This is a genomic window from Yoonia vestfoldensis SKA53, assembly GCF_000152785.1.
Classification (GTDB): Bacteria; Pseudomonadota; Alphaproteobacteria; order Rhodobacterales; family Rhodobacteraceae; genus Yoonia; species Yoonia vestfoldensis_A.
The window spans coordinates 3,048,983-3,063,844 of sequence record NZ_CH672414.1 but is presented as its reverse complement, the minus strand read 5'-3'; the positions used below and the strand labels follow the sequence as shown (position 1 = coordinate 3,063,844).

At 61.4% G+C, this 14,862-nt stretch carries 13 protein-coding genes, 1 tRNA gene and 1 rRNA gene; 11 read left to right on the top strand and 4 right to left on the bottom strand.

What is annotated here, in order from left to right:
- A 16S ribosomal RNA gene (locus SKA53_RS14945) occupies positions 1-480 on the bottom strand; the annotation flags it as partial.
- An 833-nt stretch (positions 481-1,313) separates the two neighbouring features.
- Here SKA53_RS14945 and SKA53_RS14940 point away from each other — a divergent pair.
- Entirely contained in the window at positions 1,314-2,552 is a 1,239-nt protein-coding gene (locus SKA53_RS14940) for an aromatic ring-hydroxylating oxygenase subunit alpha (protein WP_007207021.1), read from the top strand.
- A complete protein-coding gene (locus tag SKA53_RS14935) occupies positions 2,553-3,629 on the top strand; it encodes a hybrid-cluster NAD(P)-dependent oxidoreductase (RefSeq protein WP_007207020.1) in 1,077 nt (358 codons plus the stop codon). It abuts the gene before it with no gap.
- A gap of 131 nt (positions 3,630-3,760) precedes the next feature.
- Here SKA53_RS14935 and metH read toward each other — a convergent pair whose 3' ends face one another.
- The gene (gene metH, locus SKA53_RS14930; protein ID WP_007207019.1) at positions 3,761-7,525 is read right to left on the bottom strand and encodes a methionine synthase; all 3,765 of its coding nucleotides are present in this window, start codon (positions 7,523-7,525) and stop codon (positions 3,761-3,763) included.
- A 250-nt stretch (positions 7,526-7,775) separates the two neighbouring features.
- On the opposite strand from metH, the gene SKA53_RS15620 reads away from it, so the two are divergent.
- From SKA53_RS15620 to SKA53_RS14900, 7 genes are all read left to right on the top strand, one after another.
- Positions 7,776-7,934: a hypothetical protein gene (locus tag SKA53_RS15620; protein WP_165474499.1), complete on the top strand. Its 159-nt coding sequence runs from the start codon at positions 7,776-7,778 to the stop codon at positions 7,932-7,934.
- On the top strand, positions 7,921-8,457 hold the full coding sequence (locus SKA53_RS14925) for a hypothetical protein (RefSeq protein ID WP_007207017.1): 537 nt from the start codon (positions 7,921-7,923) through the stop codon (positions 8,455-8,457). The genes SKA53_RS15620 and SKA53_RS14925 overlap by 14 nt, the downstream gene beginning before the upstream one ends.
- Before the next feature lie 118 nt (positions 8,458-8,575).
- Complete coding sequence (locus SKA53_RS14920; RefSeq protein ID WP_007207016.1) at positions 8,576-9,319, top strand: hypothetical protein; 744 nt, start codon at positions 8,576-8,578, stop codon at positions 9,317-9,319.
- Positions 9,300-9,752, top strand: coding sequence for a carboxypeptidase-like regulatory domain-containing protein (locus SKA53_RS14915; RefSeq protein WP_007207015.1), 453 nt, complete (start codon positions 9,300-9,302; stop codon positions 9,750-9,752). Before SKA53_RS14920 ends, SKA53_RS14915 begins: the two co-directional genes overlap by 20 nt.
- Positions 9,752-10,387 carry a cobalt transporter CbiM gene (gene cbiM / locus SKA53_RS14910; RefSeq protein WP_007207014.1) on the top strand — a complete coding sequence of 212 codons (636 nt, stop codon included), beginning with the start codon at positions 9,752-9,754 and terminating at the stop codon, positions 10,385-10,387. Before SKA53_RS14915 ends, cbiM begins: the two co-directional genes overlap by 1 nt.
- Complete coding sequence (cbiQ, locus tag SKA53_RS14905; protein WP_007207013.1) at positions 10,377-11,099, top strand: cobalt ECF transporter T component CbiQ; 723 nt, start codon at positions 10,377-10,379, stop codon at positions 11,097-11,099. The genes cbiM and cbiQ overlap by 11 nt, the downstream gene beginning before the upstream one ends.
- Positions 11,096-11,857, top strand: a complete 762-nt coding sequence (locus SKA53_RS14900; RefSeq protein ID WP_007207012.1) for an energy-coupling factor ABC transporter ATP-binding protein — start codon at positions 11,096-11,098, stop codon at positions 11,855-11,857. Before cbiQ ends, SKA53_RS14900 begins: the two co-directional genes overlap by 4 nt.
- On the opposite strand, the gene SKA53_RS14895 is transcribed toward SKA53_RS14900, so the two are convergent.
- Complete coding sequence (locus tag SKA53_RS14895) at positions 11,804-13,330, bottom strand: hypothetical protein (RefSeq protein ID WP_040483023.1); 1,527 nt, start codon at positions 13,328-13,330, stop codon at positions 11,804-11,806. The two genes, SKA53_RS14900 and SKA53_RS14895, sit on opposite strands and share 54 nt — an antisense overlap.
- On the opposite strand from SKA53_RS14895, the gene SKA53_RS15670 reads away from it, so the two are divergent.
- The gene (locus tag SKA53_RS15670; RefSeq protein ID WP_207327949.1) at positions 13,329-13,580 is read left to right on the top strand and encodes a hypothetical protein; all 252 of its coding nucleotides are present in this window, start codon (positions 13,329-13,331) and stop codon (positions 13,578-13,580) included. The genes SKA53_RS14895 and SKA53_RS15670 overlap by 2 nt on opposite strands.
- The gene (locus SKA53_RS14890; protein ID WP_040483022.1) at positions 13,577-14,485 is read left to right on the top strand and encodes an AEC family transporter; all 909 of its coding nucleotides are present in this window, start codon (positions 13,577-13,579) and stop codon (positions 14,483-14,485) included. Before SKA53_RS15670 ends, SKA53_RS14890 begins: the two co-directional genes overlap by 4 nt.
- A 152-nt stretch (positions 14,486-14,637) precedes the next feature.
- Here the strand turns inward: SKA53_RS14890 and SKA53_RS14885 are convergent.
- Positions 14,638-14,723: transfer RNA gene (locus tag SKA53_RS14885), tRNA-Leu, on the bottom strand.
- Between the last annotated feature and the right edge of the window lie 139 nt (positions 14,724-14,862).

Genomic DNA, 14,862 nt, shown 5'->3' with positions numbered 1-14,862 from the left:
CGTATTACCGCGGCTGCTGGCACGGAGTTAGCCGGGGTTTCTTTACCAGATACTGTCATTATCATCTCTGGCGAAAGAGCTTTACGACCCTAAGGCCTTCGTCACTCACGCGGCATGGCTAGATCAGGCTTGCGCCCATTGTCTAAGATTCCCCACTGCTGCCTCCCGTAGGAGTCTGGGCCGTGTCTCAGTCCCAGTGTTGCTGATCATCCTCTCAAACCAGCTACTGATCGTAGACTTGGTAGGCCATTACCCCACCAACTATCTAATCAGACGCGGGCTAATCCTTCACCGATAAATCTTTCCCCCAAAGGGCGTATACGGTATTACTCCCAGTTTCCCGAGGCTATTCCGTAGTGAAGGGTATATTCCCACGCGTTACTAACCCGTCCGCCGCTAGACCCGAAGGTCTCGCTCGACTTGCATGTGTTAGGCCTGCCGCCAGCGTTCGTTCTGAGCCAGGATCAAACTCTCAAGTTGAAAGCACATCGCTGCGCTATCCTTGACGTTCGAACCTCTGCACATCACCATATGGCCTTACTGAAACCATATGGCGTTTCTCTGTTTATCGTGCTTCAGGTTTTCATAAGAAAACAAGAAACCGTCCAAACAGTGAAGCTGACACTCTATCATCGGGCCGAAACCCTAAGAGCGTTGATATACAGACGTCTGATCCATCGAACTGAACCAAACCGCCCACATATCTCTTCAGATATATCAATTTCAAACAGCGTAGAGACAAAAAGAAAACAGATGCGCCCTAAACTCCGGCGCGCCCGCCTCTAATCCTCAATAATTTCTTCTTACCGCTTCCAAACCTTCAAGACCGTCTCCAGCCCTTCAAACCCGTCTAGCGCCCCGACACTGCATCTCTGCGCCGCCGGTGAGGGGGGTTCTACGGTTACTGCACGCAGCCCGCAAGGGGTTTTTTCGGGAAAATGACAGCAATGCGCATTTTCTTGGAACATTTATGACAAGCGCCAATAAAACAAGCGTCTTGCCCCATAAAACAAGGTCTTTGCAAAGGTGCTGATCGCACAAATCGCAGCGGACGTGATAGAATCAAAGCCACAACAGAGCGCATTTCGCGACATATTCGGCCCGAGCAGCCCCGAGTCGACGCACACCCCTCCAGAATCGCGACAACACGGCGAAAGCGCGCGGCACCACGCCACCCTGCGGCGCAGTTTGCTGGCCGCAGGTCGTATTTCGGCGGTTGCCGTGCCGCAGTGCGGCTAAGCTCACTTTGCGCAGTACTCTCCCGCACTGCGCATTGTGTAGACGTGCTGTTGAACGGCACAAAGCGAGGTACGATGCTTGATCAAGCCCTGATGCTGGACCGCCTGACGGCGCGTCGCCCCGCGCATGCGCTGGAACGAGAGCTTTATTGCGACGATGGTGTCTATAACCTCGATCTCGACCACATCTTCTATCGCGACTGGCTGTTCGCCCTGCCCTCCCCTGTGCTGCCAAAACCGGGCGCGTTTGCGACCCTACAGATCGGGGCCTATCCAGTCGTCATCGTGCGCAGCACCGATGGCGTGATCCGCGCCTTTCACAATGTCTGCCGCCATCGCGGTCAGCGGCTATGTGCGACGACAACCGGATCGACGCCCAATCTGGTCTGTCCTTATCATCAGTGGACTTATGGGCTGGACGGCAAGCTGCTTTATGCCCGCGACATGGGTGACGGGTTCGATCCGGCCGCGCATGGGTTGAAAAAGGTCCATTGCGTTGATCTGGGCGGGATGGTTTTTATCTGCCTTGCCCAAGTGCCGCCACCGATCGCCGATCTTGCCAAGCATCTGACAGCCTTTCTCGCACCATCCGGCCTCAAGGATGCCAAGGTCGCGCATAGCTCTACCATTGTTGAAAATGGCAACTGGAAGCTGGTGCTGGAAAACAACCGCGAATGTTACCATTGTTCGGGGTCGCATCCGTCACTGTGCCGCACCTTCTCGGACAATCCCAAATTCGCCGCCATGTCCGGCCCTGACGAGGCTAGCGCCGAAATCCTGACCCATTGGAAACGGTGCGAGGCTGCGGGCCTGCCGTCACGCTTTACCCTTGCGGATGATACGCGCTGGCGGCTGGCACGGGTACCTTTGCTGAACAATGCCGAAAGCTATACGATGTCCACCAAGGCCGCCGTGGCCAAACGGATGGGCACGATGCCGTTCAACGATGCAGGCACGCTGCTGTTCTATCACTATCCCAACACATGGAACCACTTTCTGGGCGATCATGCGATCACCTTCCGCGTCCTGCCGATCTCGGCCACGCAAACCGAGGTGACAACGACATGGCTCGTCCACAAGGACGCGGTCGAAGGCGTGGATTATGATCTGAAAACCCTGACCGAGGTCTGGCTGAACACCAATGACGAAGACCGCCAAGTGGTCGAGGAAAACCAGAAAGGCATCCTGTCGCCCGCTTATGAACCCGGCCCCTATTCCCCCATCCAGGAAGAAGGCGTGATCCAGTTCGTGGACTGGTATGCCGGCCTGATGACCAAGCGGCTGACCCCGCAACCCGCATTGGCGGCAGAATAGATGCCTGCGCCCACACGCATCAGCGCCACCGCCGCTTGGCGCGACGATGAATGGCTTGAATGTGTCATGGTCATCCCCGAAACGCCCGGTGTGGCGACCTTTGCCTTTCGCGCGCCTTCGGGAGCATGGTTTGATTATGAACCGGGCCAGTTCCTGACGCTTGATCTGCCGGTGCCGGGTGGCGCGGTCCAGCGGACCTACACGATTTCATCCAGCCCCTCGCGGCCCTTGTCGATCTCGATCACGGTCAAGGCGCAACACGATAGCATCGGTACGCGCTGGATGCTGGACCATCTGCGCCCGGGAATGAAGGTCAAGGTTTACGGTCCCGCAGGCATCTTCAGCTTTCACCGCCATCCAGCGGACAAATACCTGTTCATCTCGGCAGGGTCGGGCATCACGCCGATGATGTCGATGACAACCTGGGCCTGGGACAGCGGCGACATGCCCGATATCGTCTTTGTCCATGCCGCGCGCCGCCCCTCCGACATCATCTTTCGCGAAAGGCTCGACCAGTTTGCCAATCGCGTGCCGGGGCTGCAATTGCGCTACACGGTCAAGGAACCCGACCCGTTCCGCGTCTGGCACGGCTATCACGGGCGGCTGAACCAGATCATGCTAGGGCTGATGGCGCCAGATTATCTGGAGCGTGAAGTGTTCTGCTGCGGGCCTGAACCTTTCATGCAGGCGGTGCGCGACATGCTGGGCGCGCTTGGCTATGACATGGACCGCTATCATCAGGAAAACTTTCAGGCCCCCGTCGAAAAAGCCGCCGATGCGCCCCAGATCAATGATATCACCCCCGATGCCGACACCAGTGCGCAGATCAGCTTCACCACCTCGGGCGTTGTCGCGGCCTGCACCGAAACCGACACGGTGCTGGCCGTGGCGCGCGCCAACGGGCTGAACATTCCGTCGGGCTGCACCTTTGGCCTCTGCGGCACCTGCAAGATCCGCAAGACCGCGGGCGAGGTTCATATGGTCCATAACGGCGGTATCTCGGACGAAGATATTGCAGATGGCTATATCCTTGCCTGCTGCTCCAACCCGCTGGGCCGGATCGCCGTCACTGTCTGACTTCTTATTTCCACAAATACTTCGGGGTGAGGCCCGGATTTATCCGGGCCGAGGGGCAGCGCCCCTTTTTGCGGCACAGCCGCAAAGCGCTCCGCGCGGGGATGTTTAGGCTCGGAAGATGGCGGTGGTGGTCATTCCGCTGCCAGTGCTGCCTTTTGTTGCGGGACATAGTTCAGGATCGGCCCCAGCCAGCGTTCGACCTCAGCCAGATCCATGCCTTTGCGCGCGGCGTAATCCAGCACCTGATCCTGCTCGACCTTGGCCACCCCGAAATAATAGGCGTCAGGATGCCCGATATAAAGCCCCGACACCGACGATCCCGGCCACATCGCCATGCTTTCGGTCAGCGTGACACCGGTCGCGGCCTGTGCATCCAGCAGCTGGAACAGGGTGGTTTTCTCGGTATGGTCGGGCTGGGCGGGATAGCCGGGCGCAGGCCGGATGCCGCGATAAGGCTCACCGATCAGATCGGTGGGGGCGAGGTCTTCATCGGGTGCATAGCCCCACAGGTCGCGGCGGACCATTTCATGCATCCGTTCGGCAAAGGCTTCGGCGAAACGGTCGGCCAGGGCCTTGACCAGAATCGCGTTGAAATCATCCCCCGCCGCGGCAAAACGTTCGGCGATCGCCACTTCCTCGATCCCGGCGGTTACCACAAAGCCGCCCACATAATCAGCCATGCCCACGGGGGCCACGAAATCGGACAGCGCCACATTGGGCCGCCCGTCGCGTTTGCTGACCTGCTGACGCAGGGTATGTAGCATGGCCAATTCGGTCTTGCGGCTGTCATCACTGAACAGGCGGATATCATCGCCCACAGCATTGGCAGGCCAGAACCCGACCACGGCGCGCGGGCGGAACCATTTTTCCGCGATGATCTGGTGTAGCATCTCTTGCGCATCGGCGAACAACGCGCGCGCGGCTTGCCCCTGTTTTTCGTCCTGCAGGATCTTGGGATAGATGCCTTTCAATTCCCATGTCTGGAAAAACGGTGTCCAGTCGATATAGCGGGCAAGCTCTGCCAGATCCCAATCCTCATAGACCTTGGTGCCAAGGAAAGACGGCGCTGGCACTTTGTAATCTTGCCAGTCGATTTTCAACGCATTGGCGCGGGCGGCGGCCAGCGGCAGGCGTTTCTTGGCGAGTTCCGACCGCGCATGTTGATCCGCGACCTTTTCATATTCGGCGCGGATGGTGGCGATATAGCCTGCCTTTTGATCCGGCGACAAAAGCGCCGAGACAACGCCCACAGCGCGGCTGGCATCTGTGACATAGAGTGTCTGACCGCGCGCATAATTGGGATGTATTTTCACCGCCGTATGCACACGGCTGGTTGTCGCACCGCCAATCAGCAGCGGAATATCCATCCCCGCGCGTTCCATTTCCGCCGCGACATGGACCATCTCATCCAGCGACGGGGTGATCAGGCCAGACAGGCCGATGATATCGACATTTTCAGCCTTGGCGACTTCAAGGATTTTCGCGGCGGGCACCATCACGCCCAGATCAATGATGTCGTAATTATTGCAGGCCAGCACGACGCCCACGATATTCTTACCGATGTCATGCACATCGCCTTTGACCGTGGCCATCAGCACCTTGCCCGCGCTTTCGCGGCCTGTCCCGCCATTGAGGCGCTTTTCTTCTTCCATATAGGGCAAAAGCACGGCGACTGCCTGTTTCATCACGCGGGCGGATTTGACGACCTGCGGCAAAAACATCTTGCCCGCGCCGAACAGATCGCCCACCACATTCATCCCCGCCATCAGCGGGCCTTCGATCACATGCAGCGGACGGTCGGCGCGCAGACGCGCCTCGTCGGTGTCGGCATCAATGAATTCGGTGATCCCGTTGACCAAAGCATGCTCCAGCCGTTTTTCAACCGACCACTCGCGCCACGCCAGATCGCGTTCCTTGGCCTCGCGCGCGCCGGTGGATTTGAACCGCTCGGCAATCACCAGCATATTCTCAGTCGCATCCGGCGTGCGGTTCAGCACCACATCTTCGCAGGCGTCGCGCAGATCGGGGTCGATACTGTCGTAAACCGCCAACTGGCCTGCATTGACGATGCCCATATCCATGCCGGCCTGAATGGCATGATACAGGAACACGGCATGCATCGCCTCGCGCACGGGGTCGTTGCCACGAAAACTGAACGACAGGTTCGACACGCCGCCCGAGACATGGACATGCGGCAGATCGGCTTTGATCCGGCGGGTGGCATTGATGAAATCGACGCCGTAATTGTCGTGCTCCTCGATCCCTGTCGCCACGGCGAACACGTTGGGGTCAAAGATGATATCCTCGGGCGGGAAACCAACCTTTTGGGTCAAGAGTTGATAGGCGCGGGTGCAAATCGCGACCTTGCGATCCTCGGTATCGGCTTGGCCCGCCTCGTCAAAGGCCATGACGACCACCGCCGCACCATAAGCACGGCAGAGCCGCGCCTGATGCAAAAACGCCTCTTCGCCTTCTTTCATGCTGATCGAATTGACGATGGGCTTGCCTTGGACGCATTGCAGGCCCGCCTCGATCACCTCCCATTTGGAACTGTCGATCATCACCGGCACGCGGGCGATATCAGGCTCGGCCGCGATCAGGTTCAGATAGTCGATCATCGCCTGTTTGCTGTCGATTAGGCCCTCGTCCATGTTCACGTCAATGATCTGTGCGCCGTTTTCGACCTGTTCGCGGGCGACATCGACGGCGGCGGCATAATCGCGGGCTGTGATCAGCTTGCGGAACTTGGCCGAACCGGTGACGTTCGTGCGCTCGCCCACATTCACGAAAGCGATGTCGCGGGTCAGGGTAAAGGGTTCCAGCCCCGACAGGCGCATCAAAGGCGTCTGCGCAGGGATCGCGCGGGGTTTGTGACCCGCGACGGCGGCAGCAATGGCGCGGATATGATCCGGCGTCGATCCACAGCAGCCGCCCACGATATTGACCAAGCCTTCCTTGGCGAATGCGGCGATCTGTTCGGCCATGAAAGCGGGGCTTTCGTCATATGCGCCAAATTCATTGGGCAGGCCCGCATTCGGGTAAGCGCAGATCAGCGTATCGGCCACGCCCGACAATTCTGCCAGATGCGCGCGCATTTCGGCCGCACCCAGCGCGCAGTTCAGCCCGATGGTCAAAGGGTCCGCATGGCGCACGGCATGCCAGAACGCGGTGGGTGTCTGGCCCGACAGGGTGCGCCCCGACCTATCCGTGATCGTGCCGGAAATCATCACCGGCAGGCGCAGACCGTTGGCGGCAAAGATTTCCTCGCAGGCGAAAATTGCGGCCTTGGCGTTGAGCGTGTCAAAGATCGTCTCGATCAGGATCAGATCGGCGCCACCATCAATCAACCCGCGCAATTGTTCCACATAGGCCACGCGGAGCTGGTCAAAGGTGACCGCGCGATAGCCCGGATTGTTCACATCAGGCGACATCGACGCCGTGCGGTTCGTTGGTCCCAGCGCGCCCGCGACAAAGCGCATCCGCCCATCCTGCGCCGTGGCACGGTCCAGTGCCTGCCGCACCAGCCGCGCGCCGTGAAAGTTCAGGTCATAGACCAGATGTTCCAAACCATAATCGGCCTGCGCGATGCTGGTGGAGGAAAACGTGTTGGTTTCAACGATATCGGCACCGGCCATCGCATAGGTGTAATGGATATCCTCGATCGCCTGCGGCTGGGTCAGGATCAACAGGTCGTTGTTGCCCTGTTGCGGCAAGGGATCATCACTGAAAAACTGCGGATGGCAGGCACAACCGGCCCCATGCGCGGTGAAATCACCTTCGGCAAAGCCCAAAGCCTGAATCTGCGTGCCCATCGCGCCGTCAAGGATCAGTATGCGATCAGCCGCTGCAGCGGCGATCCGGTCAAAGGCGGGGGATTTGGGCAGGATAGTGGTCATAACAGTCCGATCAAACGACAAAAGGCACCTGACGTGCCTGTCCTTCAGATAGGCGCATGCGATTTTGAAAACAAATTCATGTTAGGCAAGACGATTATGAAACTCATTCACATAAGACCCGAATCGGCAGGCCGGTCCCGCGAAATCGCTTTACTAACCTGATTATTTATGTCAGGTATAAATCACCCAGTCGGGACAGCGGTTGCGCGATGGTCCGGCAAGGCATGCCCCCTTTGCACAGGAATTGCCCATGCCCGATGCCACCTATGATTTCCTGATTGATCTGATCGCCGCCCAAGACGATTGCATCACCGACGGGTCCACGCTGGAACCCCATTTGGTGGAGCTGATCCTTGACCCGCAGGTCCAGCCATCCGCAAAGGAAAGCGCTGCCCATGCACGGCGCTGATCCGCGCCGCCCGTTCCGCCCCGTCTATGACCCGCAAACAGACCATGGCCCCACACGGGACCCGCGCCCTGGCGAGGTTCCTTTGCATGACATCCACCTTGATCCTTTCGCGCGGCTGACCTTGGTCTTGTGCCGCTGGCATTTCCAGACCTTTGCCGCCCCCGACAGCCACGGCTGGCTGGTTGCGCTGCGCTGCGCCACCACCCATGTCGGCCCCGATGCAGCAGGCGCCCTGTGCTATGATCTGGTGGGTGTGGTGCAGACCTTGCGGGCCAGCCGGACGACGCCAATCGCGTTCAATGCCGAAAGCTGCCCTTGCTGCCGCGACTGGTTGACGCCTGCGGAACGCCAGATCATGCAGATGATCGACGCCCTGCGCCACAATCAGCAAGGGCGCGCGCGGACCTTGGCACAGTTTCTTTGCGATGGCGCCCCCGACAGCAACCTGCTGGTCGTGACCGACACCTACCTGCGCCGCCATGCCCCCGATTATGCACAGACTGCCGCATTTTCACCGGCATAACATCGGCATAACATCGGCCCAACATCGGCCTAAACCCCCGGCACAGCTGCGCCATTGACACCCAGTCAGGCGGTTCGTATGAAAAACAAGAACGTTTTTCATACTCTCAAGGACCACCATGTCTCTGCCCAGCGCCTGTTTGTGCACCCTTGCCGCCGCCCTGACCATCGGCACCGCCGCCGCTGCCCAAGGCCGCCTGCACCTTTTCGCCAATGGCGAAGCTTTGGCGCGCGAAGGGTTCATTGCCCCCGCACTGACCCGCGACGGCTGGGAATTGCGTTTCGATCATGTGTTCGTCACGCTGGCAGGCGTGTCCGCATTGCAGACCGACCCGCCCTATGATGCCCATGCCGGTGGCAAGCCCCGCGCCACAGACACCGTGGTTTTCGATGCCATCGACCAGATGACGATCGACCTGACCGACACCGATGCGCAGGGCCGCGTGATGCTGGCGACGGCCCCCGCCCCCGTGGGCCATTACACCGCGGTCGTCTGGTCGGTAGTGCCTGCGCAATCGGGTGACTGGGCGGGCCAGTCCATGGTGCTGGTCGGCACGGCAACGCGCGACGGCGCAAGCGTGGATTTCACCCTGACCAGTGATGCCACGCATGATTACACCTGCGGCGAATATGTCGGCGATGCGCGCAACGGGTTTGTGACCGCTGGCAACGCTGCCGAGCTTGAACTGACCTTCCATCTGGATCATCTGTTCGGTCGCCTTGACAAGGAAGACACCGATCCAATGAATATCAATGCGCTGGGGTTCGACGCTTTCGCTGCGGGCGGCACCCATCAGATGACCCTGACGGGCCTGCATATCGGCCATGTCGGAGAGGGACATTGTGCTGTCATCCATCGCTAAACCCCTGATCGCGGCGCTGTTGCTGGCGGGTCCTGCGGCAGCGCATGGCGCTTTTGTCGATATGGGCACCACCGAGGCCGTGGCGATCCAAGCCCGCTATGACACCGGCGCGCTTATGGCGGGCGCACAGGTATCCGTTTTTGCGCCCGACAATCCTGCGCTGCCTTGGCTGACGGGAATGACAGACGCGGATGGCCGGTTCGTCTTTGTGCCGGACGACAGGGCGGGACAATGGGCGGTGCAGGTGCGGCAGGCCGGTCACGGTGCCATGGGCTATGTCACGGTCGGCACGGATGGCGCAGCCATCACCGTCACGGCCAGCCGCACCGGCCTGTCATGGGCGCAGCGCCTGCTGATGGCGGCCAGCGTTGTGTGGGGTTGCATTGGCACGGCGCTGTATTTCCGGCGCTTGCGCCCTGCGGAACCGGCCTGATGCATATCCCCGATGGTATTCTGCCCCTTGGGCTGAGCTTGGGCGGCTGGGCCATCGCGGCGGGGCTGACCGCCCTGTCGCTGAACCGGATCGCGGCCCAGCCTGACCCGCGTGCAGGGCTACCGCGTGCCGCGATGATGACGGCAGCCTTTTTCGCGGCCTCGCTGATCCATATTCCAGTGCCACCCAGCAGCGTGCATCTGGTGCTGCCGGGGCTGATGGGGGCGATGCTGGGCTGGTATGCGCTGCCCGCGATCCTGATCGGGCTGGCGTTTCAGGCAGTGATGTTCGGGCATGGCGGGCTGACCACCTTGGGGGTCAATGCGGTGATCCTTGGGCTGCCCGCGCTGGCCGCCTTTGGGCTGACGCGCGCTCTGGGGCATCTGACCCAGCGCGCAGCGGCGGCGATTGTGGGCTTTGCCACCGGCGCGGGGGCCGTTCTGCTGGCTGTCGCGCTGTTCGCCGCGATCCTGCTGGCGGGATTGCCCGCGCATCTGGATGCGGGTGCCGAACGCGCGGCGATCACGGCACTGGCGCTGGCGCATCTGCCACTGGCACTGGCCGAGGGGATGGTCGTCGTCGCCGTGCTGGGTTTTCTGCGCCGCACCAGCCCCGAGATGATCGTTGCGCGCTGATCCGATCACCGATCCACGCCTGCGGGTTGCCGCCCTGCTGACGCTTGCCTTCGGGTTTTCCGCGCTGCATGCGCCAGCCGCCTTGGCGCTGATGGTTGCGGCAACCTTGGGCCTTGTCTGGTGGTCCGGCACGCCCGCCCGCCGGTTGCTGCGGGCCTTGCGCCTGCCGGGCGTTGTGGTGGCGGGGCTGGTCGTGGTTTTACCCTTTACCAGCGGGGATCATGTGATCGCCGCAGTTGGCCCCCTGACCCTGCGCGCCGAAGGGCTGGCAGCGGCCACAGGCATCGCCCTGCGGTTCGTCACGATCTTTACGCTGATCGTGGTATTCGTGGGCGCGCTGCCGCTATCGCATCTGATCGGCGCGCTGCGCGGGCTTGGGCTGCCCGCGCTTCTGGTGGATATGGCGCTGCTGACCCTGCGCCATATCGAGGATCTGCGCCACGATCTGGCCCGCATGCAGACCGCGATGCGCCTGCGCGGCGGGCATGGCTGGCTGGGGCGGTTCCGCGCGACCGGCTGGCTGCTGGCAAGCCTGCTGCTGCGCAGCCATGCGCGGTCCGAACGGGTCTATCACGCGATGATCCTGCGCGGACACGGGGCCAAAGGGGCGGCCCTACCCGACGCAGCCGCCGTGCCGCGCGGCGACAAATGGGCGCTGGCGGGCCTGATCGCCCTTGCAGCCAGCCTGCTGGTGGTGGACCATCTGGCATGACCATGTCCCTGCTGCATACAACCGACCTGACCCTGACCCGCGCCACTGGCGAGAGGGTCTTGCACGACATATCGCTGCGCATCGCACAGGGCGAAAGGGTCGGGCTGATCGGCCCGAATGGGGCGGGCAAAACGACGCTGATGCTGTGCCTGACCGGCGTGATCCGCGCTAGCGCAGGCGCGGTGCAGATGGACGGCAAACCCGTCACCCCCGGCGGGTTCCACCCCGATATGGGGTTCGTGTTCCAGCAGGCCGAGGATCAACTGTTCAGCCCGACCGTGGCCGAGGATGTGGCCTTTGGCGCACGCAATCTGGGGCTGTCCGGCGCCGTGCTGGACAGGGCCGTGGCGACAGCCCTTGACCGTGTGGGGATCACGGGCTTGGCCGACCGGCCCGTGCATCATTTGTCGGGGGGCGAGAAACGGCTGGCCTGTCTGGCGGGGGTGCTGGTGATGGACCCGCGCCTGTTGTTGCTGGATGAACCGTCAGCCGCACTTGACCTGCGCAACCGCAGGCGGCTGATCGACCTGCTGCGCGGCATGGATCAGGCGATGCTGATCGCCAGCCATGATCTGGAACTGGTGCTGGAGCTTTGCCCGCGGGTGATCCTGATCGACGCAGGACGGATCGTCGCCGACGGCGCGGCACGCAGCGTGCTTGGCGATGCCGCGCTGATGGCGCGCCACGGTCAAGAGGTGCCCCATTCACTGATCTACCACGCGCGGGTGGATCACGCCCATCCCCGGCACATCGTATAGATCAAAGCGGATCAAAGGCCCCACATTGGTGGTCGCGACGGCCTGCGCCTGCAAGACCGCCAATTGGGCGTCGGACAGGCGGTCTTGCCATGCGATCAGGCTGCGCACATCATGGCGGCGCGCCAAGCCGATCCGGTCACCGGCCGCCAGATCGGTCGCGAACAGCGCCTTTGCCACGGCCTGCCGCGCGGCCAGATCGACAATCATGGGTTCCGGCCATGGCACAGACAAAACCTTTTGCCCTGTTGCGACAACAGGCCAAGCGCTGGTCAGCAGGGCCGCCACCGGCTGATCATCGGCGATATCGGCGCTTAGAATGCGTGCCGCCTCGTAAAAAGTCACCTCACCCGGCTCTGTGGCGGGTGCGGTGATATCAAGCAGGTTGGCGACCATCGCAAGCGTCGCCAGATTGGTCGCCGCAATCAGCCCGATCAGAACCAGACGCCTGCGGTCTGACCCAATGTTGGTCACGATATAAAGCGCCAGACCGACCTGCAGCACCAGCACCAAGGGCATCAGGAACCGGCCCGCAAGCTGAAATCCGGTCAGCCCGACAAGGTAGATGCACAAGAACACGCCAGCCATCAGCACCAAGGCGCGGCCTGCGGGCGCGCGCAATCCGGCCAGCCCGAATATTGAGGGGATCAATGCGGCGGTCAGATAAACCGGGGAATAAAACGCAGGCCCGCCTTCCCATGTCGCATTGCCGGGGCGCAGGACAATCTCAACGGCATTGAAATAGGGCCAGAATGTGGACAGGCTGACAGCCAGCACCAGCGCCGACAACACCCGCAGGCGTGCGGCGATGGTGCCATGCGGCCAGCAAAGCGCAAAGCTGCCTGCGCCGATGAAACCGATCACGGCCCCAACCTGATGGGTCGTGAACATCAACGCCGCCAGTGCGCACAGCGGGATCACAAAGACAGGCCGCACCAGACTACGCAGCACCAGCGCCCATAGGATAAAACTCAAGCCGATCATATAGGTCGCCGGATAGGCAGCGGCGTAATACAGGGTCAACGGCGAATGAAACCCCGTATGCTGCAGCGGCAACGCCCACCCCAGCATGAGGCATAAAAACAGCACCACCGGCGCCCAAGGCGCAGGATGCAAGGCACGCGCAAAGACATAGACGCCGATGCCGAACAGCGCCATCGCGCCATATCCCGCCAAAGCCAGCACCTGCCAGACATCCAGCCCCGCGATCCGCGCCACAGCGGCCCATCCCAGCCAAAGCGGCTGGAAATGGCGCGACCCCGCATCCGAGACGATAAACGGATTGCCGGGTGCATGCGGGTTTTCAATCAAGGCCAGCAAAGCGGCGGCATGCTGCCAGATATCACTGCCGGGATGTTCCACCAACATGCCCTGCCCCGACAGCCATGCGAATAACCCCAATGCCGGCACCGCGATCAGGGCATAAATCAGGTCTGGCCGCCCGAAACCGCCCTTGGCCTGTGTGTGGCCAAACATGGCATTCACCTGTCTGTTGATATTTGATGCCACAATGACCCGCGCGAAAGATTACCTAAAATTGTATAATGAGAAAAGATTGACCGCAAAAAGAGAAATTGGCGTCGTCGGCAAAAACACCTCTGATATCCACCAAATTGCATCACTCAGCTGCACGCCAGCCACCCGATGTTACGGCTTTGATCTGGCGCAGGGATGCGACGCGATGGTAAGGCAGGGGCCAAGACAGACAATGGAACGGACAGCATGATCATCCTGACAATCTGGCCGCTGTTCGCGCTGATCTGCCTTGGCTTTGTCATGGCACGCACGGGGTTTCCAGAACCGGGGTTCTGGCCAGCGGCTGAACGCGTCAATTACTATATATTGTTTCCGGCCCTGCTGGTGGGCAGCCTTGCCGCGGCACCTTTGGGTGATCCCGCAATCTGGCGGTTGGGCGGGGCGGCTGGCGCGTCCATCGCCCTTGCCGCCTTTGGCCTGTACGGCTGGCGCTGGCAGCACCCCGCGCCCGCCGCTCGGTTTGGCCCCGCCTTGCAAGGGGTGGTGCGGATCAATACCTATCTTGGCCTTGCGATCACGGCAGCCCTGGTTGGCGCGCCCGGCATCGAACGGGCGGCCATCGTGCTGGCGGTCGTGGTGCCGCTGGTCAATGTGCTGTCGATCATGGCGCTGGCTGACCGGACCGAGGCCCGCAAACCGCTGGCGATCCTGCGCATGATGGCGCGCAACCCGCTGATCCTGGCCTGTGCGCTGGGGATCACGATGGCGCTGAGCGGGATCGGGCTGCCATTGGGGACCGGCGCGTTTTTCGCGCTGCTCGGGCAAGGCAGCCTGCCCTTGGGCCTGCTTTGCGTCGGTGCGGCGCTGCGCCCCGGGGCGCTGCGATCCGACATGGGCGCGATCGGCGTCAACAGCACGCTGCGCTTGTTCGCAATGCCGGTGCTGGCGATGGGCATGGCGTGGATTTTCGGGCTGGACGGGATCGAGGCACTGGTGCTGGTGATCTTCTTTGCCATCCCGACTGCACCGACATCCTATGTGCTGACACGGCAATTCGGCGGCGATGCCACATATATGGCAGGGCTGGTGACAGCGCAGACGCTGGCATCGGTACTGACCATCCCGCTGGTGCTGCTGATCTTCGGGGCAAGCTGACGATTTTGCGCAGCATCACACCCTGATCGCGGCGCGTGGCGTTCCCTTGTCGCAGGTTTCCACACGGTCAGGACGGCCATCTCTACCAACCAAAGCTGACCAGCCGATGCACGGGCTGTGCAATGGTCCTTTTGTGATCTGCATCAAGAATGTGGTGCCCGCGGCCGGACTCGAACCGGCACGGCCTTGCGGCCAAGAGATTTTAAGTCTCCGATGTCTACCATTCCACCACGCAGGCATGCAGGGTGCGTATCGCTTTCCTAAGCGTGACAGCAGGCGGCGGCAAGTCAGATCACAACGCGACCCAGGCCCATGTCACCAAAAGCGCGCATTCAGCAAACAACCGGTCGCGCTTGCACTGCAGGATCGGCAGGGCC